This is a genomic window from Arthrobacter sp. B2I5, assembly GCF_030816735.1.
Lineage (GTDB): Bacteria > Actinomycetota > Actinomycetes > Actinomycetales > Micrococcaceae > Arthrobacter.
Genome location: NZ_JAUSYF010000001.1, coordinates 1,300,201 through 1,323,912 on the forward strand (window position 1 = coordinate 1,300,201; position 23,712 = coordinate 1,323,912).

A 23,712-nucleotide genomic window follows, 5' to 3' on the forward strand; every position below is an offset into this window, starting at 1 on the left:
TTTCTTTTCCTTGGATGCGCACAGTTCCTAGTATTCTCTTTCGAAGGGCCCCGCGATCTGCGGGCTGTCCCAGTCATTCCTGAGAGGTATGTAGTTCGATGGCCACACCCACGAAGAAACCCGGCGCCGCGACGGGCAAGCGGTCCCGGCTTTACTGGGTGGTTCCCGCAGTCCTCGCGGCGCTGGTCCTGGTGGTCCTGGTGGCCCGGCTGCTCGTGGGACTGCCCGCCGTCGCGTCCTTTCTCGCGGACTACCCAGGCCAGTCCGAACTGCCGGACAACGCCCCGGTGGGTTTTCCCGCCTGGCTTGCGTGGCAGCACTTCCTCAACGCCTTCTTCCTGCTCCTGATCATCCGCACAGGGTGGCAGGTTCGCACCACCACGCGGCCCAGCGGGCACTGGACCAGGAACAATAAGGGCCTGATCCGCACCAGGAACGCGCCCACCAAGATCACCCTCGAACTGTGGTTCCACCTGACGCTGGATGCCCTCTGGATCCTGAACGGGCTCGTCTTCGCCGTGCTGCTGTTCGCCACCGGGCAATGGATGCGCATCGTCCCCACCAGCTGGGACATCTTCCCCAATGCGTTGTCGGCCGCGCTGCAGTACGCCTCGCTGGACTGGCCTACGGAAGACGGCTGGATCAACTACAACGCGCTGCAGCTGTTGGCCTACTTCGTGACCGTCTTCATCGCTGCGCCGCTGGCGTTCATCACGGGCCTGCGGATGTCCTCCGCCTGGCCAAAGAAGGCGGCGGGCCTGAACAAGGCCTACCCCATCGAGTGGGCGCGGGCCGTCCACTTCCCGGTGATGGTCTACTTCGTGGCCTTCATTGTGGTCCACGTCTTCCTGGTGCTCGCCACCGGTGCGCTGCGGAACCTGAACCACATGTACGGGGTCAGGGACGACGACGGCTGGTTCGGCTTCTGGGTGTTCCTGGCCTCCGTGGCCGTCATGGTGGCCGCCTGGTTCCTGGCCCGCCCCATCTTCCTGCGGCCCATCGCCTCCCTAATGGGCAAGGTCAGCCGCTAAGGCCAGCTCAGCCGTCCTTGAGCTGCTGGTAGGCCGCCAGCGCGCGTTCCCGGGACTCCGGCAGCTCAACAAGGGGTTCGGGATAGTCCGGAACCCCCGTCTTCCAGGGCTCGTGGATGGATTTGTTGTCCAGGTCGGCGAGCTCCGGGACGAACTCGCGCAGAAACCGGCCGCCGGCGTCGAATTTCTTGCTTTGGGTGACCGGATTGAAGATCCGGTAATACGGCGACGCATCCGCGCCCGAGCCGGCCACCCACTGCCAGTTAGCCGGGTTGCTGGCGGCGTCGGCGTCCACCAAGGTGTTCCAGAACCATTCCTCTCCGACCCGCCAGTCAGTCAGTAGATTCTTGACCAGGAACGAGGCCGCAGCCATCCGCACGCGGTTGTGCATCCAGCCGGTCTGCCAGAGCTGGCGCATCCCGGCATCCACCAGGGGGTAGCCCGTACGGCCCTGCTGCCACGCCTCGAGCTCACTCCTGCCCGGCTGCTGCCAGGCGAACCGGTCGAATTCGGGCCGGTAGTTGCGGGTGGCCAGTTCCGGGTTGTTGTACAGCAGCTGCCAGCAGAATTCGCGCCAGCCAAGCTCGGAGCGGAAAATCCCGACGTCGGCAGGCACCTTTTGCGGATAGCGGCGGCGGATCCCGTGCCACACCCGGAACGGACTGATCTCGCCGAATCTCAGGTGGGGTGACAGGCGGCTGGTTCCCTCGGTGCCTGGCAGGTTCCGCCCGGTTCCGTACTCCCCGGCGGGTCCGTCCAGGAAGTCGTCCAACCGGTGGTGCGCGCCTTCCTCCCCGGGGGTCCAGGTGGCGGCGAGGCCGCCGCTCCAGTCAGGGGAGGAGGGGAGCAACCGCCAGTTGTCGAGGTCGTCACCCGCCTGGAGGCGGCCTGGTTGCGGAGGTCCCGGGATCACGGCGGGAGGCTCGAGGGGGTCCCGGACCTCCTGGCCGGCAAGGCATGCGCGCCAGAACGGCGTGAACACCTTGTAGGGGCCTCCGGAGCCGGTCCTGACCGTCCAAGGCTCGAACAGGAGGTTTGCCTGGAAGCTTGACGCCTCCAGGCCGCTTTCCCCGGCCCACGCCTTAAGGGCGGCGTCTATGTTTCGCTCGGGCTGGCCATAGCGCCGGTTCCAGAAGAGGTGTGCAGCTCCGGTCTGCGCCGCCACTTCCTTGATCACCTGCCCGGCCGGCCCACGGCGAAGGACCAGACGCGAACCGCGGGCCTCAAGGGCGGAGGACAAGGCCTGCAGCGAATGGTGCAGCCACCAGCGGGTTGCGCCTCCCAGCGGCCTGATGCCGGCAGATTCTTCATCCAGGACGTAGACCACCGTCAGCGGCAGGCCCAGGGCGGCTGCGGCAGTCAGAGCCGGATTGTCATCCAGGCGAAGGTCGTCGCGGAGCCAGACCAATGCGGTCTCGTGAAGGGAGGTCATGCCACCACGCTACACACTGTGGACATGGCGATGGCCGGGACCGCGGTCCCGGCCATCGCCTGGTTTGCCTGTGGAAGCCAGCTGGCTTTAGAGCTTGTCGAAGTCGGCTTCCTCAACGGTCGACTCGGACTGTGCGGCACTGGCGGCACCGAGGGCAGGCTTGGCACCGCCGGACTTCAACGCAGCGAGCCGGGCCTCGATCTCGGTCTGCTCGCCCAGGTCCTCCAGCTGGTTGAACTGCGCGTCCAGGCTGGACGCTGCAAGTTCCTCCTGTCCGCGGACCTTGGCCTCTTCGCGGCGGATCTTTTCCTCGAAGCGGCCCACTTCGCTGGTGGGATCCATGATGTCGATGCTCTTGATGGCGTCGTGCACCTGGGACTGCGCCGCTGCCGTCTTTGACCGGGCCACCAGTTCGTTGCGCTTGCTGGTCAGCTGGTTGAGCTTGTTCTTCATCTGGTCCAGGCCGGTCTTCAGCTTGTCCACCACCTCGCGCTGGGAGGCGATGCTCGGCTCCGCACCCTTGGCTTCGTTCTCAGCTGACATCTGCCGCTGCAGGGCCACCTTTGCCAGGTTGTCGAACTTCTCGGCGTCGGCAACGTCGCCGGCTGCGCGGAACTCGTCAGCCTTGCGGGAGGCGGCCAGTGCCTTGTTTCCCCAGTCGCGCGCGTTCTTGACGTCCTCGTTGTAGTCGTCTTCCAGCATACGGAGATTGCCGATGGTCTGCGCCACCGCAGACTCTGCTTCGGCGATGTTGTTGGTGTAGTCGCGGACCATCTGGTCCAGCATCTTCTGCGGATCCTCGGCGTTGTCCAGCAAAGAGTTGATGTTCGCCTTTGCCAGCTGTGCGATCCGGCCGAAAATGGACTGCTTAACCATGGTGTTTGCCTTTCGTCCTGCTCTTTGTTGACCACTGACGTCCGTGAACAGTGGTGTCGTGCTTCCATCCACCCACCGCTGCCGGCGAGCGTCTAGCTCGTATAGCGACTAAAAGTCTCCGCCGCCCCCGGAATCTCCGCCCCAGCCGCCCATATCGCCGCCGAAGCCGCCGTCCCCGCCGAAGCCACCGCCTCCGCCGCCGTCGCCCCAGCCTCCACCGCCGCCCCAGCCACCGTGGCCACCGTTGAGGATGGAGTTGATCAGGATGCCGCCCAGGATGGCGCCGCCCAGTCCACCGCCGCCTCCGCCGCCGAACATGCCGCCCCGGCCGTAGCCCTGGTTGGCGTAGCCGTCGAAATGCTCGACGTCGGCCTGGGCCAGCTGTGCCGCCTGCGCTGCGAGGGCATGCGCCTGCTGTGCGTAGGTAAGCGCGGTGACAGGGTCCGTGCGGGCAATGGACAGCGCGTAGTCGAGGTTGCGCTGCGACTCAGCCAGCCTGGTGCGCGCCTCGGTGCCCACCCCGCCGCGGCGCGCCGTGATGTAGTCGGACGTGGCGCTGATCTGCGCCTGGGCGGACATGATGGTTTGCTGCAGCGATGCCTGCGCGCGCCGCGCCTGCTCCTGCTGGTCCCGGATCCCGGTCAGGGCCTGGTCCAGGGACTGGTGGGCGGTTTCGACCCGCTGCAGGGTGGAGATGGGGTCGATCTTTCCGCCCTGGATTTCGCTCTTTACCTGGGCCAGTGCGGCCTCCACCGCGGCCACCGGCCCGGCCAGCTCGGCGTGGGCGCCGGACTGGATCATGGCCTTTGCCTGGGCCAGGTCCTGGGACGTATCCACCACGGCCGCTTCCAGGCCGTTGCGCGCGTCGTCGAGGTTGGTGGCCACCTTGGCGATGGCGTCCAGGAGGACGTTGGTCTGGTGCAGGCTTTCTTCGGCTGCGCGCACGGCCACTGCTGCGAGGCTGCTCTCGCCCTCACCGAGCTTCTGCTGCGCGGTTTCGGACGCGTTCTGCACGAAGGCGAGGCGTTCCTTGGCCTGGACGATGTTGTCCGAGACCTGGGTCAGTGCACTGTCCGCGTACTTGGACCGCGTGGTGGCCAGGGACTGCTCCGCACTGGCGATCTTGGCGTCCGCTTCGCGGGCTCCGGCGTTGACCGCGGCAAGGGCCTGAGGTGCGTTCTTCTCCAGCTCACGCAGGGAATCGAAGTCAGCCTTCTGCTCCTGGAGGGATGCCAGGGCGGCCTCGGAGCGGCGGATGATCTCGCCCAGCCAGGTCCGTTGCTGCTCCTCCGTGTCCGGAATATGGTCGTCGAGCTGCTGCTGCAGCTTGAAGGACTCCGTCATGTGGGCTTTGGCCTCGGCCAGTGCCTTGGTGAAATTTCCGACGGCGGAATCGCCGTACTGCGCCTGGGCGAAGCCTAGTTCCTGCTCGCTGGTCTTAATGGCGTCATCCGCCTCGATCAGCAGGGAACCGCTCTTCCGGCGGAGTTCCTCAACGCTGAGTGACGCCAGCGGGTCCAGCTCGGCGCCCTGGGGCCCATAGCTGCCGCTGGATGCGTCCTGGCCGGCAGCCTTCTTCCGTCGGTTCCGGTAGTAGAGGTACGCGCCGCCTCCGGCCACCACCACACCCGCACCTACCAGGACGCCGGCTCCGGCGCCGTTATCAGAAGGAAGCTTGCCGGACCCACCTTGTGCAGCATCACCGATGGCAGAGGCGGCGTCTATTGCTGCTTGAGCATAATTGCCGGACGCCAACTGGGGACCGATGGCGGTTGTCTTGATGTTTTCCAATTGGGCGTTCGTGATCTTAGTGCCGCCCTTGTTGAGAATGTACTGCCGAGTGTCCGTCGCGACGGCGAAGATAAGTGCATTTGACCCCAGATTGGCCTTCTTCGCTACCGCGTCCGTCCATGCTTCGCGGTCAGTGGGATTCTCAAACTTCTTGACGGTAACCACGTGGAGAACCATGGCTCGCTCGGTGCCAAGCTTCTTGATGGCATCTTCCACCTTGGATTTGTCGCCGCCCAGAACGCCGGCTGAGTCGACGATCTTCGTTACAGGATCCAAGGTGACCGGGTCTTCGGCCCACGCGGCGCCGGCGGGTACCGCCAGCAATCCGGCAAGGCCGATCACGGCGAGGATACGTTTGAACTTTGACCGCATGTGCAACCCTTCAGCACGCCTGACACCGATTCGGGACGAATCAGTCGTCGAATCCAGCAGCGCCCCCACGCTTGGTGTGAAGCCGCAGGTCGCTGTGGCAATTCATCTTGATTCTATGGTGCACCCCACAGCCAGTCCATGCGGCCGAATATGCCCCCAGCGAAACGCCGCCCAGCCGGGCGGCCGGCACCCTGGCGTTCAGGAAGCTCCCAGCAAACATCCGAGCTTGTTCCAGCGGGACGGTACATAGTTAATGGCAGACGAGGATGAAAGGAAGTCCCATGACTGAGAATCAAACCCCAGGACCGGTCCCGGAGGACAGGCACGGGGGCAGCAGGAACCCGTGGCAGCAGCAGGATCCGCAGCGGCAGGACCAGCAGCAGCCCGGAGACCGCCAGGCGGCCCCTCAGTATGGGAACAGCAGCGGGGAGCAGCAGAACCACGCGGCCTACCAGAACCACACAGAGCGGCTGGACCAGCCGCAGCCGCGTGAAAACCACACCCAGGAGTTACCGGGTGCCCCGCGGCCGGTGTACCCGCAGCGGCAGCCGTTCTACGGCCAGTCCGGATACTACGGCCAGCAGCAGAACGGCCAGCCCCTGCACGGTGAAGGCCGCGGCACACCCAACGGGAGCATCGGCCTGGCACCCAACCCCAAGGACGCGCCCCGGCGTAAGGCCAGCTTCGGCGTCGGGACCCTCGTGGCCAGCATCCTCGCAGCAGGCCTCGTCGGCGGCGGCGTGGCCACGGTCGGTGCCGGCGAATTGTTCGGCAACACCGGGTCCAGCACGTCGACCGTCACCGGCAACAGCCAGCCCGGGACCGTCATCGTCAACAACAAGGACGACGTCAACGCCATTACCGCAGCAGCCGTAAAGGCCTCGCCCAGCGTCGTCACCATCAGTGCCACCAGCGGCAGTTCAGGGGGCACCGGTTCGGGCATCGTCCTTGACGACCAGGGGCACATCCTGACCAACACGCACGTGGTAACCCTCGATGGCCAGACCGCCAACGCCACCCTCGAAATCCGGACCAGCGACGGAAAGGTCCTGCCGGCAAAGCTCGTGGGAACCGACCCCCTGTCCGACCTCGCCGTTATCAAGGTGGACGACACCTCAAGCCTCACCCCTGCCACCCTTGGCGATTCCGGCAAGCTCAACGTGGGGGATACCGCCATCGCCATCGGATCCCCGCTCGGCCTGACCGGAACCGTTACGGACGGCATCGTCTCCACCCTCAACCGGACCATCAGCGTCGCATCGTCTGCAGCACCGGAGGGCGGTGACAACAGCCAGGGCGGCGACCAGGGCTTCCAGTTCGCGCCTCCGGGGGGCGGCCAGAGCCAGCAAAGCTCGGGCGAGGGCTCCATCGCCATCAACGTCATCCAGACTGACGCGGCCATCAACCCCGGCAACTCCGGCGGCGCCCTGGTGAACAGCAAGGGCGAGATCATCGGAGTCAATGTCGCCATCGCCTCCGCGGGATCCGGGACGTCCTCCTCGCAGAGCGGCAACATCGGCGTCGGCTTCAGCATCCCCATCAACAACGCCAAGCGCGTGGCCCAGGAAATCATCGACACCGGCAAGGCCTCGCACGGCCAGCTGGGCGTCAGCGTCAAAGCCAAGACCACATCCGGCGCATCCTCCGAATTCTCGGTGGGGGCCGACGTCGCCACCGTTGACCCCAACTCGGCGGCCGGAAAGGCCGGAATCAAGGTTGGTGACGTCATCACCAAGTTCAACGACCTCACCATCGGCGAACCGAACCAGTTGACGGCCGCCGTCCGCGAACAGCCGGCAGGCTCCACCGTGAAGATCACGGTCCAGCGCAGCGGCAAGGAGCAGACGTTCGACGTCAGCCTGGGTGCGGCGGCCAGCTGACGTCCGGCAGCACCACCCTGCAGCAATAACGACGGCGGCGTTCCCACCCAAAGGGGCGCCGCCGTCGTCATGCTGCGTCCCGGCCACGCCCTGACACAGGCGTTAACGGAAGAGGGCGCGGGGGCACGCCGATATGGTTAGCTAGGAGCTACCCGCCTGCCGGGCATTCCGCGGCCATGACCCACCCGGCTGGCTGTCCACAAGCATGGAAGGCTGCTGTAAACACAGTGGAAGAGACATTGAAGATCGTAGTCCTGGTCAAACATGTACCGGACGCCCAGTTCGACCGCCACCTGAGCGGTGCGGGCAACACCGTGGACCGCGACGAAAGCATTCTGTCCGAGCTTGACGAATACGCCCTCGAGGCAGCGCTGCAGCTGACCGAGGCCAGGGGCGGAAGCAAGGCGGGCAACCAGGTCATCGCCCTCAGCATGGGCCCCTCCGGAGCTGTCAACGCCGTCAAGAAGGCCCTCCAGATGGGCGCCACAGAGGGTGTCCACGTGACCGACGACGCGCTGGCCGGTTCGGACGCCGCGGCCACCTCGCTGGCACTCGCCGCAGCGGTCCGGCACCTGGGCGGCGTGGACCTGGTCCTCACCGGCATGGCCTCCACCGACGGTGAAACGTCCCTGGTCCCGGCACAGCTGGCCGAACGGCTCGGGCTGCCCCAGGTCACCTTTGCCTCCACGCTGGAGGTCGACGGCGGCCGGCTGACGGCCCGCCGCGACGCCGACACGTCCTCGGAGACCGTCGAGGCGCCGCTGCCTGCCGTCGTATCCGTGACGGACCAGATCAACGAGCCCCGGTACCCCAACTTCAAGGGAATCATCGCCGCCAAGCGCAAGAGCATCACCACTCTGTCCCTGGCCGACATCGGCGTCGACCCCGCCCAGGTGGGCTTCGCCGGTTCCTGGACCAGCGTGGCCAGCGCCGAACAGCGGCCGCCCCGGACTGCAGGCACCATCATCACCGACGAGGGCGACGCCGGCATCAAGCTGGTTGACTTCCTGGCCGCCCAGAAGCTGCTCTAAGAGGGACATCGACATGGCAAAAGTACTCGTATTCATCGACAACCCGGGCGCATCGCTCAAGAAGAGCAGCCTTGAGCTGCTGACCCTGGCGCGCTCCCTGGGCGGAAGCACCGTGGCGCTCAACGGGGATCTTTCCGACGGCGTCGCCGCCGCCTTCGCCGAGTACGGCGTGGAAAATATCCTGCGCCCGTCCGCCCAGGACCTGGATGACTTCCTGGTTGCACCCAAGGCCGCCTACGTGGCCGCCGCGGCAGAGGCCAACGGCGCCGGCATTGTGCTGCTGGACAACTCGCCGGAAGGCAAGGAGATCGCCGCACGCGTGGGGATCCGGTTGAACGCAGGAGTGATCACCGACGTCGTCGCCGTGGACCCCGACGGCACTGCCCACAAGTCCGTCCTGGCCGGCTCCTACAGCACCGCCTGCAGGGCCACCACCCCGGTTTCCGTGCTGACCCTGAAGGCCAACAACGTCATCCCGGAACCTGCTCCTTCGCCCACCGCCCCCGAAACGGCGACTGTTGAGGTCCCCGCCGTGGTTGCCGCGGCCCGGATCACGGCCCGCGAGCAGAAAGTGGCCAGCGGCCGGCCAGACCTGACGGATGCACGGATTGTGGTTGCCGGCGGACGCGGCATGGACGGCGACTTCGGTCCGGTGGAGGAGCTGGCCGATGCCCTCGGTGCCGCCGTGGGCGCCTCCCGTGCAGCAACGGATGCGGGCTGGATCAGCCACGACGCCCAGGTGGGGCAGACGGGCAAGACAGTTTCCCCGCAGCTGTACATCTCCGCAGGCATCTCCGGCGCCATCCAGCAGAAAGCCGGCATGCAGACATCCCAGGTCATCGTCGCAGTCAACAAGGACGCCGAGTCTCCGGTCTTCGAAATTGCGGACTTTGGCATCATCGGTGACGTATTCGATGTCCTTCCCCAGGCCGCGGCCGAGATCAAGAAGCGAAAAGGCTGAATCGTTGACTGCCTCCCACGGGCAGGCAGGGAGCCCGTTCAACCCGGAAATGCACCCGGTTGGGCGGGTGCTCTGTTTTGCGGCCCACCCTGACGACATCGACTTCGGCGCCGCCGGCACCATCGCCGGGTGGACGGCGGCAGGCGTGGAGGTCAGCTACTGCATCATGACCGATGGCGACGCCGGCGGCTTCGACCCCGCCCACCGCGCGGACATCATCGCCATGCGCGACGCCGAGCAGCGCCGCGCCGCGGAACTGGTGGGCGTTACCGACATCCACTACCTCCACCAGCGGGACGGGTACCTCGAGCCCTCGCACGAGGTGATGAAAGCGGTGGTGCGGCTGATCCGCGAACTTCGTCCCGACGTCGTCCTGGCCATGCATCCTGAACGGAACTGGCAGCGGATCCAAAAGAGCCACCCCGACCACCTGGCCGTGGGGGAAGCCGTGACCCGCGCCGTGTATCCGGCGCTTGAGAACCCCTTCGCGTACCCGGAGCTGGCCGAAGCAGGCCTGGCGGCCTACAAGCTGCCATGGCTGTGGCTGTACGCCGGACCGGAGGAACGGGAAAACCACTTCGTGGACGTCACCGCCCAGGTGGATGCGAAACTGGCCGCCATCCACGTCCATGTCAGCCAGCATCCTGACGTGGACGCCATGGAAGCCACCGTCCGGAAAGGGATGCGGCTCAACGCCGCCCGGGCCGGGCTGCCGGACGGGCGCAGCGCGGAAGCCTTCCACGTGGTGGCGGTCAACGGGCCCGGGACAATCGCAGGTTTCTGAGGCAGCGAAGCGCCCCCGGTTCCTTCCATGGGAAGGTTCCGGGGGCGCTTCTTTCGCTTGCTGGCCGCTTGGTGCGCGTTTTGCTGCCGGGTCAGGCTCCCAGCGGGGCTGCCGCCACAGTAGGCAGCGTGGGCGCCTTGGACCCGCCGGCCGGTTCAACGGTGATCCCCAGTGAGGCAGCCGAGTGGATTCCCTGGACCACTGCCGGCTTGGACAGGGCCTGTTCGTCCATCAGCCCCTGCGACACCGGCGCGGAGCCGTCCTTGGGGATCAGCCACATCTGGTACACCTTGCCGGCCGGGGGAGCGGGCACGCCGCTCATCTTCACCACGGCAGCGTCCTCCGACGCTGATATCAGGAGGGTGGCCTTGCCGCCGCCTATAACGTTCACGGAAGCCTCGCGCAGGTCCCCGGCCCTGGCCACCTGGTTGACGGGGTCGTTCTGGTCGGCCATGTAGGCGCCCACGCCCACACCGCCCAGGGCGATGGCTGCTGCCGCCGCCACACCGATGAGCCAGCGCCGGGCGCCGGACGGGCCGCGCCGTTCCTCCCGCCGCTTGCGGGCCTGCGCCAGCTCGTCACGTGCGTCCGGCCCGCCAGGGGCGACGTGAAGAGGAGTTGGAGCGCTGCTTCCGGCTGGTGCCGGCGCGCCTCCGCCAGGCAGTCTGTCCTGCCCGGGGAGCTGGGCAGGCAGCTGCGCGACGATCCGGTCAAACAGGTCCGACGGCGGCGCCTCCTCCGCGCGGAAGGTGCGGGCCAGCGTCTCCCGGGACTGCCGGACGCGCTCGAGGAAGGCTCGGCGTTCCGCTTCCGGGGCCGTGGAGATATAGAGGTCAATGGCGCCGCGTTCCTGCTCCGTGACAGCATCGAGGGCGTAAAGCTCGGCCAGGTCCACGGCGCGGCCTGAGGCCAGGTCCATGGCGACAGTGTCGCCGAAGGAACCCGAACCGCCGTTGCGGGCTTCATCCATTCCGCTCATCTCAACTCACCCCCAAACAGGTCTTCAATCGGATCAGTCCATCGCGGATGCGGGACTTGATGGTGGGCACCGCCGCATTCAGCCGTTCCGCAACCTCCCGGTAGGTGAGGCCGCCGTAGTAGGCCAGGCGCACGGATTCCTGCTGTGTTTCGGTCAGCGTCCCCAGGCAGCGCACCACCGCCTCAGCTTCCAGCCGGCTGCCCACTTCGTCGGACACGCTGTCGTGGTCGATGTCCTGGGTACTGGCCCCGTACTTGGCTTCCCTGTCGGTGGAGGACTGTGACGACCGCACCTTGTCCACAGCCCGCCGGTGGGAGATGGTCATCAGCCAGGAGAGCGGGCTCCCTGCCTGCGGATCAAACTTCGCCGCGTTTTGCCAGACCTGCAGGAAGACTTCCTGCGTGGTGTCCTCGCTGAGTTCGGGATCGATCAGGACCCGCCGTGCCATGCCGAAGACCCTGCGGGAGGTCAGCTGGTAAAACTCGGCAAAAGCCGCCTGGTCCCCGCGGGCAATGCCCGCCAGCAGGACCGAGAGGCGTTGGCTGAGGTCTGCAGGTGGGTCAGTCACCGCGGCGGAGCCCTCAGAATTTGGCGCGTTGGGAGTTTCCATTAAGTCCAAGCATAAGTCTCCGGGCGGCGAATCCTCAGCAGTGCCGTTCCGGCTGCGGCCCGTCTGCCGGGATCCTGCCTCCAGTAGAGTCACCTGCCGCTCCTTGCTCCGCTCGAATGTTCGTCAAGAGTCATTCGATGCCGGAGCGGGGGCGGATGGGACAGCGGGTGAAGAAATTGTTCGGCAGGGGTAATCGATCCGGGTGGGGGCTTCCTAGAGCCTGGCTCCGGCAAAGCCCTGTTGGCGCCAGGCCTCGTAGACGGCGATCGAGGCGGCGTTGGCGAGGTTCAGTGAACGGAGGGCCGGCAGCATGGGCAGGCGCACGGTGGCCGTCACGTGGGGATCGTTCTTCAGCTCTTCCGGGAGTCCCACCGATTCGCAGCCAAACATCAGCACGTCCCCGGGCTGGTAGGCGACGTCCGTGTAGCCGGTGGTGCCGTCCGACGTGAAGGCGTAGACGCGTTCGGGCTGAAGGTGCCGCCAGGCGTCGTCGATCGACTTGTGCACCGTGACGACGGCGAGGTCATGGTAGTCGAGGCCCGCCCGGCGGAGTTTTGCGTCGGAGAAGTCGAAGCCCAGGGGTTCCACGAGGTGCAGCTCTGCGCCGGTGATTGCGGCAAGGCGGATGGCGTTTCCGGTATTGCCGGGGATTTCTGGGGCATGGAATAGGATGCGGAACACCTCCCCATCCTAGCCATCCAGGCTCAGTGCATGCCTCGCAGCAGCCTGGCAAGGACCGGGACGTTCACCGTGTTGGGGGCCGGGCCTGATGTCAGGAATTCCTTGAGGCCGCGCACCATGCCCGCCGCGTTGACGATTTGCACAGTCTCCAGCGCGCCAGCGGGGCGCCGGTGGTGGTCGATCACGGGTTCATGGAGGTTGCCGTCCGGGCTGTGCACCACAGTCCAGCCAGTGACGTTGAGTTCAGGAAAGATGTCCTGCATGGCCCACACCACCCGGGCGAGCTGTGGCGGCGCCACCGCCCGGCCGCCGTTGTTGAGGGTCCGGCCGTCCCAGGCGTAGGCGCCCTTGGGCAGGAGCATGGAGTTCACCAGGGCCAGCCGGTAGCCGGACAGGACCGCATGGTCGATGTGATTGTTGTCCGCCGGCGACTGAAGGCCGTTGATGAGCCGGGCCGCCGGAATGTTAGGCAACACCTGCCGGGTCAGCAGCTGCACGGTCCGCATTTCGCGCTGGATGCGTGCTTCGGCCCCAAAGATCCCCCGTTTCCTCGGCATGCCGTGCACCTGTTGGCGTGCCTGGGCAAGGGGAATAAGCGGGACTTCGGAGCTGCCTTCCCCGTACGGCGGAACGTAGACCGGCGGGTCTCCCGCAGTGTTCCTGCCGTTGTCCGGCCTGCGGACGGTGGCAGATGCCCGGCTTCCGGCGGGGGGCGCATCAAAGTGGGCTCCGTCGTCGGACGGCATGCCGCGTACCGGACCGGCGCCATAGGTGCGGTCGTAGGCTTTACGGCGCTGTGGATCGATGAGGGTCTCGTAGGCAGCGGTCACGCGGCGGAAGGTTGCGGCGTCGCCCCCGTGGTCCGGGTGGGCCGTCCTGGCAGCGCGCCGGTAAGCCACCTTGATTTCCTTTTCGGTGGCGGTGACGGCCACGCGAAGGACCTGGTAGTGGGAGCTGCTGCTCTCGGTCAAGATGTTCCTTTTCTTGATGCGCGGCTTCTTCAAATCTCCGCAGGGGAAGCAAAGTGCCCGCCCAGTTTAGCCAGCACAGCCCAGCTGGCACGGATGGCAGTCTGCCGTAACAACGAACGCCCGGGGCTTCCGGGTTCCCGGGGGATGCCGTCTAGACTCGTGCTGCGCGGCCGGACGGCGGCCACAGAGGGTGCAACGGAGTGGAGAAGGACCAGCCAGTTCGCCAAAACGGATGGGTGCCTTGTTGCCGCGAGGGTCAGCACGGGCCAGGCTCCGCTGGTACGCGGTGGGGACCGGGAATCTTCCCTCGCCCTGTTCCAGTACCTGGACCCCACCATCCAGCCCTCGTACCTCAAGACACAAACGTTGCAGTGGGGCGGTACCCCCGATGCTCCCGGGAAGAACGTGGAAGTGCTGGCCCTTGAACAGTCAGCTCCCGGCGGACGGTCCACTGCCGTGCTGGCAAGGGTCTTCGGGGCCGCGCAATCCTCTGCCTATATATCGGTGTCCTGCCCGGACCCGGCAACGCTTGCTTCCGCGCGCGGTGACGTGGTCCGCTACCTGCCGCTGCTGCCGCCGTCCGCTTGAGGCTGCGCATGGCGCGCGCAAAACCGCCGGCGGCTGGAGGGCTCAGCTGCCGGCGGGTCTTTGTTCAGCTAACGTTTGGCGCTGTCAGGGACAGCGCCAAACGGAGGCTGATTCACGCAGCGGTTCGGCTGTTTTCCATCGACAGGCGGTTAAGGGCCAGCGCGCCAACCAGCAGACCGAAGTCCCGCAGGGCCACGTCGTAGAAACTCCCGAGCAGCAGCAGGTTGATGATGATCCCTGCCAGCCAGGCCGCCACCAGCAGCGAGCCGTATTTCGGCCGGACAGCCACGACGATGCCGGCGATGATCTCCACAACGCCCACGATGTACATGAAGGTCTGGGGTGCCAGTGGTACGACGGCGGTGGCCTGGGGCGCCAGGTACATGGTCCAGTCAGTGAGGATGTTGGTGAACTTGTCCAAACCGAAAAGGATCGGTGCGACGGTAAAGACAGTGCGCAGCAGCAGGAACGCCTGCCTGGCCGCCGGCATGGCTGTTGCTGCGTTCCGGGCCTGCACTGTCGATGTTGCTTTCATGGTGCTCTCCTTCTAAAAGTAGGTATGCCAATTTTAGAAAGGGAAGGTTCTATAATCAATAGATCCTGACTTTGGATTTTGATTGGTGGACATCATGTACCGACTTCCGTGGGCTGACAGGATTGCTGCCGTGGCTTCGCTGACAGATGCCAAGAGGCTGCAGCTTTTCGAACTGGTAGCTGCAGCGCCAGGACCGATGGGGCGGGACGAAGTGGCTGAGGCTGCAGGCATGCCCCGGAGTACCGTCTCCTTCCATCTGGACAGGCTGGTGCAGGACGGCTTGCTGGCCGTGGAGTTCCGCAAGCCGGCCGGGAGGGCAGGGCCGGGGTCCGGCCGCCCCGCCAAGATGTACCGGCCGGTGGGAAGCGAGGTCGGCGCGTCAGTGCCGGACCGGAACTATGACCTCGCCGGGGAACTCATGGCGGCGGCGATCGAAGCCTCCCAGGCCGGCGGCGCCCCCGTCGGTGAATCGCTCCGTGCGGCCGCCTTCCGGAAAGGCCGGGAGCTGGCAGAAGCAGCCGGCGGCCTGGAGGAATTCCTGGCCGAAGCCGGCTACCAGCCAGAGCAGGACGGTGAAGGCGGCTACCTGCTTCCCAACTGCCCGTTCCACCGGCTCTCGCGTTCTCATACGGCAGTGGTTTGCGACATGAACGGCGCATTCCTGCGCGGGGCCGCGGTGGGCTGCGGCAGTGCGGAAGAGCGTGTTGCCCCGGCTGCCGGACCTGGTCAGTGCTGCGCAAGGATCACCGGCGGGGACTGACGATCCCGCCGCGGATGCAGCGGCAGGCCGCGATAGAATTGGGGGATGCCCGCGTACCTCGACCATGCCGCCACTACTCCGCTTTCGGCTGCGGCGCTCGCCGCCCTGACGCGTGAACTGGCGCGCACGGGCAATCCGTCGTCGCTGCATGGCTCGGGACGCAGGGCCCGCCGTGCCGTCGAGGATGCGCGCGAGATCATTGCCGCGGCCGCAGGAGCCCATCCCTCGGAGGTCATTTTCACCTCCGGGGGCACGGAATCGGACAACCTCGCAGTGAAGGGCATGTACTGGTCCCGCGTGGCAGAAGACCCAAAGCGGCGCCGCATCCTCTGCTCCGCCGTCGAACATCACGCGGTGCTGGACACCGTGGAATGGCTTGAACGCCACGAAGGCGCTGAGGTGGCCTGGCTGCCGGTGGACAGCGATGGTCTCCTGGACCTCGACGCCCTCGAGGCCGAGCTGTCCCGGGATCCGGGGGCCGTGGCCCTGGTGACCGTGATGTGGGCCAACAACGAGGTGGGCACCATCCAGCCCATCCGCCGCGTCGTTGAGTTGGCCCATGCCGCCGGGGTCCCGGTGCACTCTGACGCCGTCCAGGCTTTCGGCTCGGTGCCGGTGCACTTCAAGGATTCCGGCCTGGACGCCATGTCCATCTCCGGGCACAAGATCGGCGGCCCGGTGGGAGTGGGCGCACTCCTGCTGGGCCGGGCGGTCAAACTGACACCGGTGCAGCACGGCGGCGGGCAGGAACGTGACGTCCGCTCCGGCACCCTGGACACGGCCTCGATCGCTGCCTTCGCTGCCGCCGCAGAGGCTGTTACGGCCGGATTGCAGACTGAGGCCGCGCGGATCGCCGCACTTCGTGACCGCCTGATCGAGGGCGTCCGCGGATGCGCCCCTGAAGCGGTCCTTCGCGGTGCAACCGGGGCCGGCCGGCTGCCGGGCAATGCGCATTTCACCTTCCCGGGCTGTGAGGGGGACTCGCTGCTGTTCCTCCTTGACCTGGCCGGCGTCGAATCGTCCACCGGCTCGGCCTGCACAGCCGGCGTGCCGCGGCCATCCCATGTGCTGCTGGCCATGGGCCTGGACGAGGAGACAGCGCGCGGAGCCCAGCGGTTCAGCCTGGGGCACGCTTCCACCGAGGCCGACGTCGATGCCCTGCTTAAGGCGCTGCCGGAGGCTTATGCGCGGGCACGCCAGGCCGGCATGGCCGGCCACGAGTCCTCGATCCAGACCGCGGGAACCGTGGCGCGGCAGGCGCTGCGCGGCGCGTGAACCGGCATGGCCGGGTAGTTCCCCATGTGTGGTTCGGCTGTACGCGGATCACTGATTTGCCTGCCGCCGTAGAATAGATAGGCGAAGATCGTTTCCCGCCAGCGGGTCCGGCCCGGAAGCGGAAGACACCATCCCTCAACAGAAAGCCAGCATGCGAGTACTAGCAGCCATGAGCGGCGGAGTGGACTCCGCTGTTGCCGCCGCCCGCGCGGTGGAGGCCGGGCACGACGTCGTCGGCGTCCACCTTGCCCTTTCGCGCATGCCCGGCACCCTGCGCACGGGCAGCCGCGGCTGCTGCACCATCGAGGACTCCCGGGACGCCTGGCGTGCCTGCGACGTGCTGGGTATCCCTTACTACGTGTGGGATTTCTCGGAGCGCTTCAAGGAAGACGTCGTCCAGGACTTCATCGATGAGTACGCAGCCGGCAGGACGCCCAACCCCTGCATGCGCTGCAACGAACGCATCAAGTTCGCCGCCCTGCTGGAGAAGGCCATTGCCCTGGGCTTTGACGCCGTGTGCACCGGCCACTACGCCAAGGTGATCGAAGACGCCGACGGCAACCGGGAACTGCACCGCGCCGCGGACTGGGCCAAGGACCAGAGCTATGTCCTTGGCGTCCTCACGCATGAACAGCTCAAGCACTCCATGTTCCCGCTGGCGGACACCCCATCCAAGGCGGAGGTGCGCGCAGAAGCGGAACGGCGCGGCCTGTCCGTGGCCAACAAGCCGGACAGCCATGACATCTGCTTCATTCCCGACGGCGATACGGCCGGTTGGCTTGCCGAAAAGATCGACATGACCAGCGGCGACATCGTGGATGAGACGGGCGCGAAGGTGGGGGAGCACCCCGGCGCCAATGCATTCACCGTCGGCCAGCGGCGTGGCCTCAAGCTTGGAACTCCTGCCGCCGACGGCAAGCCGCGGTTCGTCCTGGAAATCCGGCCCAAGGAAAACAAGGTGGTGGTGGGGCCCGAAGCGCTCCTGGCGATCGACGAGATCCGCGGCATCAAGGTTTCCTGGGCAGGGCTTCCCATCGCCGAAGTGGAAACGGGAGCTGAATTCGAGTGCCATGCGCAGGTCCGCGCCCATGGGGATCCGGTCCCGGCCACTGCCTGGGTGGAGTCCGCCACCGACGGTGAAGCAGGACGCCAGTTGGTGGTCCGGCTGGCGACGCCCCTGCGGGGGGTGGCCCCCGGCCAGACAGTGGTGCTTTACCAGGGCAGCCGGGTACTGGGCCAGGCCACCATCGACGCCGCCCGCTCGCTCCAGCGCGCCGCGCTCTAACCCGTACCATCCAAAGCACCGTCCCGGCCATCACCGGGGCGGTGCTTTGGCGTGCAGCGGGCTCTGTTGGGCCGGGGTGCCTGCGCCCGCTGTCCGCTCAGTGGGCAGGGGTACCAAAGAAATAAATTTTGTGTTTCAACTCACAGAATTGGCCGTCCTGAGGGCTGACTCTCTGATTGAATCTAGGGATCAGCACTGCGCGCCGGAGCAGGGGCACATAAGCCATGCGCCCGGCACGCACGTACTCATCGGACAGAAAGTTCACAGATGATCAAGAGCACAACGGCCCTGCACCGCGCCATCGCGCTGGCAGGCATCTCCGCCCTGGCCCTGACAGCCTGCACCGGGCCATCGGGCGGCGGAGGCGGCGGAACGTCCACCGGCGGCAGCGCCGGCGGCGGCGCCATCACATTCGGCACAACGGACAAGGTCGTAACCCTCGACCCCGCCGGCTCCTATGACGCAGGTTCATTCCTGGTGATGAACCAGGTGTACCCCTTCCTGATGAACTCCAAGCCCGGTGCGGCCGAGGTCAGCCCGGACATCGCGGAATCGGCCTCCTTCACCACCCCCACAGAGTTCACCGTCAAGCTGAAACCCAACCTGAAGTTTGCCAACGGCCACGCACTGACTGCCTCGGACGTGAAGTTTTCCTACGACCGCGTGGTGAAGATCAACGACCCCAACGGACCCTCGTCCCTGCTGTCCAACCTCAAGTCCGTCGAGGCCAAGGATGACACCACGGTGGTGTTCACCCTTAAGGCAGGCAACGACCAGGTGTTCCCCAGCGTCCTGGGCACCAACACGGGGCCGATCATCGACGAGGAAGTCTTCCCCGCCGACAAAGTGATGAGCGATGAGGACATTGTTTCCGGCAAGCCCTTCGCCGGCCCCTACACCATCGATTCCTACAAGAAGAACGAACTCGTCAGCCTCAAGAGCAATCCGGACTACAGCGGCCTGCTGGGCAAGCCATCGAATGACAGCGCCGTCATTAAGTACTACGCCGACTCCAACAACCTGAAGCTGGACGTCCAGGGCGGCAATATCGATGTTGCCGGCCGCAGCCTGACAGCAACCGACGCCGCTGACCTGGAGAAGGACTCCAAGGTCAAGGTCTACAAGGGCCCGGGTGGCGAGCTCCGGTACATCGTCTTCAACTTCGACACCATGCCCTTCGGCGCCAAGACGCCCGAAGCCAACCCCGCCAAGGCCCTTGCAGTGCGACAGGCCATGGCTGACATCGTGGACCGCCAGGCGATCTCCGACCAGGTCTACAAGGGGACCTACGTGCCCGCATACTCGGTGGTCCCGGACGGCCTGCCCGGCGCAACCCAGCCGATGAAGGAGATGTACGGGGACGGCAGCGGCAAACCGAGCCTGGACAAGGCCAAGAAGGTCCTGGCAGACGCCGGAGTCACCGGTCCGGTCAACCTGAAGCTGCAGTACAACCCGGACCACTACGGCAAGTCCTCCGGTGACGAATACGCCATGGTCAAGGAACAGCTGGAGAAGTCAGGCCTGTTCACCGTGGACCTGCAGTCCACGGAATGGGTGACGTACTCCAAGGCCAGGACCGCAGACGCTTACCCGGTCTACCAGCTGGGCTGGTTCCCGGACTACTCCGACGCGGACAACTACCTCACGCCGTTCTTCATCCCCGGCAACTTCCTGAAGAACCACTACGAGAACCCGACCGTCACGGACCTGGTGCAGAAGCAGCTCACCACGCCTGACAAGACCGAACGCCAGAAACTGCTTGGCGACGTCCAGTCTGCGGTGGCGAAGGACCTTTCCACCCTGCCGCTCCTCCAGGGCTCCCAGCTGCTGGTGGCCGGGAAGGACATCAAGGGCGTCGAGAAGACCCTTGATCCCTCCTTCAAGACACGCCTTGGCGTCCTGTCCAGGTAAGCACTCCACCCCCATCGGGCTCTGACGGGCCGGAGGCGGGACGCCGCAACGGTGTCCCGCCTTTTGCCGGTCATCAGCCAGCACCGAGGGGACTGCTGGCTCCCGGTCACCACGAATCCAGGTACCGATGACAACTTTGATTGACGCGCCGCCCACTGACGCGGACGCACTCCTACCACCCAGGAAAAAACAGGGAGGCGGAGGACTGGGCCAGTACATCCTGGTCCGTTTCCTGCTGATCTTCCCCACCATCCTCATCCTGGTCACCATGGTGTTCTTCCTTATGCGGATCACCGGCGACCCCATCACCGCCGCCATGGGCGGCAGGCTTCCTCCGGATCAATTGCAGGAACGGATCCACGCCGCCGGCTACGACCGGCCCTTGCTTGTGCAGTACTTCGAATACCTGGGCCAGCTTGTTACAGGCAACTTCGGCACCACCCTCTCGGACAACCGCAAGGTCACCGAGATGCTCACTACCTACGGATCCGCCACACTGGAGCTGGCCGTCAACGCGCTCATCGTTGCCTTGCTGGTGGGGATTCCGCTGGGCATGATCGCCGCGCACCGGCGCGACCACCTGCCGGACGCAGTGCTTCGGATCCTGGCCATCCTGTTCTACGCCACCCCGGTCTTCTTCGCGGGCATGCTGCTCAAGCTGGTGTTCTCCGTGTGGCTGGGCTGGCTGCCGGTCGCCGGCCGCGCGGGCACCAGGACCGAATTGTCTCTGACCGCGCTGGAGGCCCCCACGGGCATCTACTGGCTGGATGCCCTGCGCAGCGGAAACATGGCCGCGTTCAGTGACGTCATGTCCCACGCTGTCCTTCCGGCGGTGGCGTTGGGCTTCCTGACAGCGGGCGTCTTCCTGCGCCTGGTCCGGACCAACGTCATCGGCACCCTGGGCAAGGACTACATCGAGGCGGGCCGCTCACGCGGTGTCAGCGAGTTCCGCCTTGTCACCAAGCACGCCTACAAACCGGCGCTGATCCCGATTATCACCGTGATGGGCCTGCAGGTCGCCGTGCTGCTCGGCGGCGCAGTACTGACTGAAACCACCTTCGAGTGGAAGGGCCTCGGGTTCCAGCTGGCCAACTACCTCACGGCGCGCGACTTCGTGGCCGTCCAGGGCATCGTGGTGCTGCTGGCCGTCATCGTCGCCGTCACCAACTTCATCGTGGACATCATTGCCGCGCTGATCGACCCCCGCGTGAGGTACTGACATGACTGCAGAGACACCCCTGGAACCCGTCGCCAACCCGCGGGCCCCCTTTTTCCGGCGGCTGCCCGTGGTTTCCCACTTCAACAAAAGCGTCGGCCTGCAGCGTTTCATGCTGGTGGTGGGGCTGGTCCTTACCGGCATCTTCCTGCTCACGGCACTGGCGGCACCGCTGCTGGCGCCCTATGGCTTCTCGCAACTGTCGGATGCCGACGGGAGCTTCCCCACCCAGCAGGCACCCGGCGGCAAGCACCTCCTCGGCACCACCGTGGGCGGGTACGACGTCCTGTCGCGCGTGATCTGGGGCACGCAAACAGCGCTGCTGGTCATCATCGTGGCCGTGGTTCTCTCCATCTTCGCCGGCGTCATCCTGGGCCTGGTGAGCGGCTACATCGGCGGATGGCTGGACCGGATCCTGGTAGTGGTGGCGGATGCGATTTACGCCTTCCCCTCACTGCTGGTTGCAATCGTCATGGCAATCGTCATCAGCGGCGGCCAGTCCAGCCTGCTGGGCGGGATCCTGGCCGCCGCCATCTCCATCACGGTGGTCTTCATCCCGCAGTACTTCAGGGTGATCCGTGCCGAGACCATCCGCCTTAAGGCCGAACCCTTCGTCGAATCGGCCAAGGTGGTGGGTGCGTCGAACATCCGCATCATGACCAGGCACATCTACCGCAACGCCACCCGGACACTGCCGCTGATCTTCACCCTCAACGCGTCCGAAGCCATCCTGACCCTGGCAGGACTTGGCTTCCTCGGCTTCGGCATCGAGCCAAGTTCGGCTGCGGAATGGGGCTTTGACCTGAACAAGGCGCTCGCCGATACCACGTCAGGCATCTGGTGGACCGGCCTGTTCCCGGGCATCGCCATCGTCTGGACAGTCCTGGGGCTGACTCTGGTAGGGGAAAGCATCAACGACTTGAACGATCCGCGCCTCCGCGGCCGCAGGCGGACCGGTGGCGGCAGTTCACCGGCGCCCGTGGCCACCGGGGCACTCGGCGCAGAAGTGAGGACGTCATGACTATCAACATCGATCCTTTGCCCAACCACGGCACTGACGACGGCCGGCGGGTACTTGACATCGACCACCTCAAGGTCACATTCGCCACCGACGTTGGTGATGTCCCGGCAGTCAAGGACGTGAGCCTCGACGTCAGGAAAGGCGAGGTCCTGGCCATCGTGGGCGAGTCCGGCTCCGGTAAAACGGTGACCGCCAAAACGATCTTGGGCTTGCTGCCCGAAACCGCGAGCAGCTCCGGCACGGTGCTGATCAACGGCGCCGACGTCATCAGCGTGAGCGCCGCGAAGCTCCGCCAGATCCGCGGCCGGGATGTGGCCATGGTGTTCCAGGAACCGTCCACGGCGCTGAACCCGGTATTCACGGTGGGCTGGCAAATCGCCGAAGGCATCCGCGCCCATGCGGCCAGTGAGGGCGCAAGGCGCGTTTCAAAAAAGGATGCGAAAGCACGGGCCATCGACGCGCTCCGAAAAGTGGGGATCCCTGATCCCGAGCACCGCGTCAACTACTACCCGCACCAGTTTTCAGGCGGCCAAAAGCAGCGCGTGGTGATCGCCGCAGCGCTGGCCCTGAATCCTGGACTCATTGTGGCCGACGAACCCACCACAGCCCTGGACGTCACAGTCCAGGCCGAGATCCTGCAGCTGCTGCGGGACCTGCGCGACAAGTATGGAACATCGATCGTGCTGATCACCCACAACATGGGCGTGGTGGCGGACCTGGCGGACCGCGTGGTGGTGATGTACCAAGGCGACATTGTGGAGGAGGCCCCGGCGAAGACCTTGTTCGCTGAACCCCGCCAGGACTACACCCGCAAGCTCCTTGCTGCGGTGCCGCACCTGGGCCGCAACTCGGCGTCGGAGGGCCTCACCGAACGGCCCCATCAAGACGAGGAAATCCTGGTGGCTGCCGACAACCTGGAGATCGAGTATCCGGGACGGCTGGGCACACCCGCCTTCAAAGCCGTGGACGGGGTCAGCTTCACCCTGTCCAGGGGCGAGGTGTTTGGACTGGTGGGTGAATCCGGCTCCGGCAAGACGACCATTGGGCGCGCCATTGCCGGGCTCAACCGGACCACCGGCGGCAGCCTCAAGGTGCTGGGCTACGAGATGCTCAACCTGCGGGAGCGCACCTTCAAGCCGTTCCGCAAGGATATTGGCTTCGTGTTCCAGGACCCGGCCGCGTCATTCAACCCGCAGCTGACCATTGGCGAGTGCATCGCCGAGCCCATGCTCATCCATACCCGGCCAAGCGAGGCCCAGGCGCGCAAACGTGTTGGTGAGCTGCTGGAATCCGTCCAGCTGCCGGCGTCGTACGCGGGCCGGTACCCGCACGAACTGTCAGGCGGGCAACGGCAGCGCGCATCACTGGCGCGGGCGTTGAGCCTGAACCCCCGGCTGCTGATAGCGGATGAGCCGACGTCGGCCCTGGACGTTTCGGTCCAGGCAAAGGTCCTGGAGCTGTTCCGGGACATCCAGGAGGAGTTTGGGTTCGGCTGCCTGTTCATCAGCCACGACCTGGCGGTGGTGGACATCCTGTCCTCCTGGGTCGGCGTCCTGTACAAGGGCAAGCTGGTGGAGCAGGGGATCGGCAGCCAGGTCATGGGGAACCCCCAGCATGACTACACGCGCCGGCTGATCGCCTCCCTGCCCGTGCCGGACCCGGGCGAACAGGCTAAACGGCGGGAAGAGCACCGGGCGCTCCTGGGCATCTGACCCCGGAGGA

At 65.9% G+C, this 23,712-nt stretch carries 21 protein-coding genes; 13 read left to right on the forward strand and 8 right to left on the reverse strand.

Annotated elements, in window-relative coordinates; all coding sequences use genetic code 11:
• The first annotated feature begins 98 nt into the window (after positions 1–98).
• A complete protein-coding gene (locus tag QFZ60_RS06230) occupies positions 99–1,031 on the forward strand; it encodes a cytochrome b/b6 domain-containing protein (RefSeq protein ID WP_307089064.1) in 933 nt (310 codons plus the stop codon).
• Positions 1,032–1,038: 7 nt separating this feature from the next.
• Here the strand turns inward: QFZ60_RS06230 and QFZ60_RS06235 are convergent, their stop codons facing one another.
• The 3 genes from QFZ60_RS06235 to QFZ60_RS06245 form a co-directional block, all read right to left on the reverse strand.
• The gene (locus QFZ60_RS06235) at positions 1,039–2,463 is read right to left on the reverse strand and encodes a deoxyribodipyrimidine photo-lyase (protein WP_307089066.1); all 1,425 of its coding nucleotides are present in this window, start codon (positions 2,461–2,463) and stop codon (positions 1,039–1,041) included.
• Positions 2,464–2,550: 87 nt separating this feature from the next.
• Positions 2,551–3,339 carry a PspA/IM30 family protein gene (locus tag QFZ60_RS06240; protein ID WP_307089068.1) on the reverse strand — a complete coding sequence of 263 codons (789 nt, stop codon included), beginning with the start codon at positions 3,337–3,339 and terminating at the stop codon, positions 2,551–2,553.
• Between the two features lie 108 nt (positions 3,340–3,447).
• Positions 3,448–5,502 carry a TPM domain-containing protein gene (locus QFZ60_RS06245; RefSeq protein WP_307089070.1) on the reverse strand — a complete coding sequence of 685 codons (2,055 nt, stop codon included), beginning with the start codon at positions 5,500–5,502 and terminating at the stop codon, positions 3,448–3,450.
• A 281-nt stretch (positions 5,503–5,783) separates the two neighbouring features.
• On the opposite strand from QFZ60_RS06245, the gene QFZ60_RS06250 reads away from it, so the two are divergent.
• The 4 genes from QFZ60_RS06250 to QFZ60_RS06265 all read left to right on the forward strand — a co-directional run bounded on the left by QFZ60_RS06250 (position 5,784) and on the right by QFZ60_RS06265 (position 10,158).
• A complete protein-coding gene (locus tag QFZ60_RS06250) occupies positions 5,784–7,382 on the forward strand; it encodes a S1C family serine protease (RefSeq protein ID WP_307089073.1) in 1,599 nt (532 codons plus the stop codon).
• A gap of 239 nt (positions 7,383–7,621) precedes the next feature.
• On the forward strand, positions 7,622–8,413 hold the full coding sequence (locus tag QFZ60_RS06255; RefSeq protein WP_307089075.1) for an electron transfer flavoprotein subunit beta/FixA family protein: 792 nt from the start codon (positions 7,622–7,624) through the stop codon (positions 8,411–8,413).
• 13 nt (positions 8,414–8,426) lie between these two features.
• The gene (locus tag QFZ60_RS06260) at positions 8,427–9,374 is read left to right on the forward strand and encodes an electron transfer flavoprotein subunit alpha/FixB family protein (RefSeq protein ID WP_307089077.1); all 948 of its coding nucleotides are present in this window, start codon (positions 8,427–8,429) and stop codon (positions 9,372–9,374) included.
• Positions 9,375–9,378: 4 nt separating this feature from the next.
• Entirely contained in the window at positions 9,379–10,158 is a 780-nt protein-coding gene (locus QFZ60_RS06265) for a PIG-L deacetylase family protein (RefSeq protein ID WP_373427663.1), read from the forward strand.
• Between the two features lie 91 nt (positions 10,159–10,249).
• Here QFZ60_RS06265 and QFZ60_RS06270 read toward each other — a convergent pair whose 3' ends face one another.
• The 4 genes from QFZ60_RS06270 to QFZ60_RS06285 all read right to left on the reverse strand — a co-directional run bounded on the left by QFZ60_RS06270 (position 10,250) and on the right by QFZ60_RS06285 (position 13,399).
• A complete protein-coding gene (locus QFZ60_RS06270; protein ID WP_307093226.1) occupies positions 10,250–11,128 on the reverse strand; it encodes an anti-sigma factor in 879 nt (292 codons plus the stop codon).
• A gap of 10 nt (positions 11,129–11,138) precedes the next feature.
• Positions 11,139–11,747: a sigma-70 family RNA polymerase sigma factor gene (locus QFZ60_RS06275; protein ID WP_142031745.1), complete on the reverse strand. Its 609-nt coding sequence runs from the start codon at positions 11,745–11,747 to the stop codon at positions 11,139–11,141.
• 213 nt (positions 11,748–11,960) lie between these two features.
• On the reverse strand, positions 11,961–12,428 hold the full coding sequence (locus tag QFZ60_RS06280; protein WP_307089080.1) for a tRNA (cytidine(34)-2'-O)-methyltransferase: 468 nt from the start codon (positions 12,426–12,428) through the stop codon (positions 11,961–11,963).
• Between the two features lie 23 nt (positions 12,429–12,451).
• The gene (locus QFZ60_RS06285) at positions 12,452–13,399 is read right to left on the reverse strand and encodes a J domain-containing protein (RefSeq protein WP_307089082.1); all 948 of its coding nucleotides are present in this window, start codon (positions 13,397–13,399) and stop codon (positions 12,452–12,454) included.
• A 144-nt stretch (positions 13,400–13,543) separates the two neighbouring features.
• Between QFZ60_RS06285 and QFZ60_RS06290 the strand changes: the two genes are divergently transcribed.
• Positions 13,544–13,987, forward strand: a complete 444-nt coding sequence (locus QFZ60_RS06290; RefSeq protein WP_307089083.1) for a hypothetical protein — start codon at positions 13,544–13,546, stop codon at positions 13,985–13,987.
• Between the two features lie 112 nt (positions 13,988–14,099).
• On the opposite strand, the gene QFZ60_RS06295 is transcribed toward QFZ60_RS06290, so the two are convergent.
• Positions 14,100–14,522 carry a hypothetical protein gene (locus tag QFZ60_RS06295; RefSeq protein ID WP_307089085.1) on the reverse strand — a complete coding sequence of 141 codons (423 nt, stop codon included), beginning with the start codon at positions 14,520–14,522 and terminating at the stop codon, positions 14,100–14,102.
• A gap of 130 nt (positions 14,523–14,652) precedes the next feature.
• Here QFZ60_RS06295 and QFZ60_RS06300 point away from each other — a divergent pair, with 130 nt between their 5' ends.
• The 7 genes from QFZ60_RS06300 (at position 14,653) to QFZ60_RS06330 (ending at position 23,702) form a co-directional block, all read left to right on the forward strand.
• Entirely contained in the window at positions 14,653–15,282 is a 630-nt protein-coding gene (locus QFZ60_RS06300; protein WP_307089087.1) for a metalloregulator ArsR/SmtB family transcription factor, read from the forward strand.
• Positions 15,283–15,327: 45 nt separating this feature from the next.
• The gene (locus tag QFZ60_RS06305; RefSeq protein WP_307089089.1) at positions 15,328–16,557 is read left to right on the forward strand and encodes a cysteine desulfurase family protein; all 1,230 of its coding nucleotides are present in this window, start codon (positions 15,328–15,330) and stop codon (positions 16,555–16,557) included.
• 151 nt (positions 16,558–16,708) lie between these two features.
• Positions 16,709–17,842: a tRNA 2-thiouridine(34) synthase MnmA gene (gene mnmA / locus QFZ60_RS06310; RefSeq protein ID WP_307089091.1), complete on the forward strand. Its 1,134-nt coding sequence runs from the start codon at positions 16,709–16,711 to the stop codon at positions 17,840–17,842.
• 267 nt (positions 17,843–18,109) lie between these two features.
• Positions 18,110–19,753, forward strand: coding sequence for an ABC transporter substrate-binding protein (locus tag QFZ60_RS06315; protein ID WP_142117026.1), 1,644 nt, complete (start codon positions 18,110–18,112; stop codon positions 19,751–19,753).
• A gap of 127 nt (positions 19,754–19,880) precedes the next feature.
• Positions 19,881–20,972 carry an ABC transporter permease gene (locus tag QFZ60_RS06320; protein ID WP_142117025.1) on the forward strand — a complete coding sequence of 364 codons (1,092 nt, stop codon included), beginning with the start codon at positions 19,881–19,883 and terminating at the stop codon, positions 20,970–20,972.
• Position 20,973: 1 nt separating this feature from the next.
• The gene (locus QFZ60_RS06325) at positions 20,974–21,990 is read left to right on the forward strand and encodes an ABC transporter permease (RefSeq protein ID WP_307089095.1); all 1,017 of its coding nucleotides are present in this window, start codon (positions 20,974–20,976) and stop codon (positions 21,988–21,990) included.
• Complete coding sequence (locus tag QFZ60_RS06330) at positions 21,987–23,702, forward strand: ABC transporter ATP-binding protein (RefSeq protein ID WP_307089096.1); 1,716 nt, start codon at positions 21,987–21,989, stop codon at positions 23,700–23,702. Before QFZ60_RS06325 ends, QFZ60_RS06330 begins: the two co-directional genes overlap by 4 nt.
• The last annotated feature ends 10 nt before the right edge of the window (positions 23,703–23,712 follow it).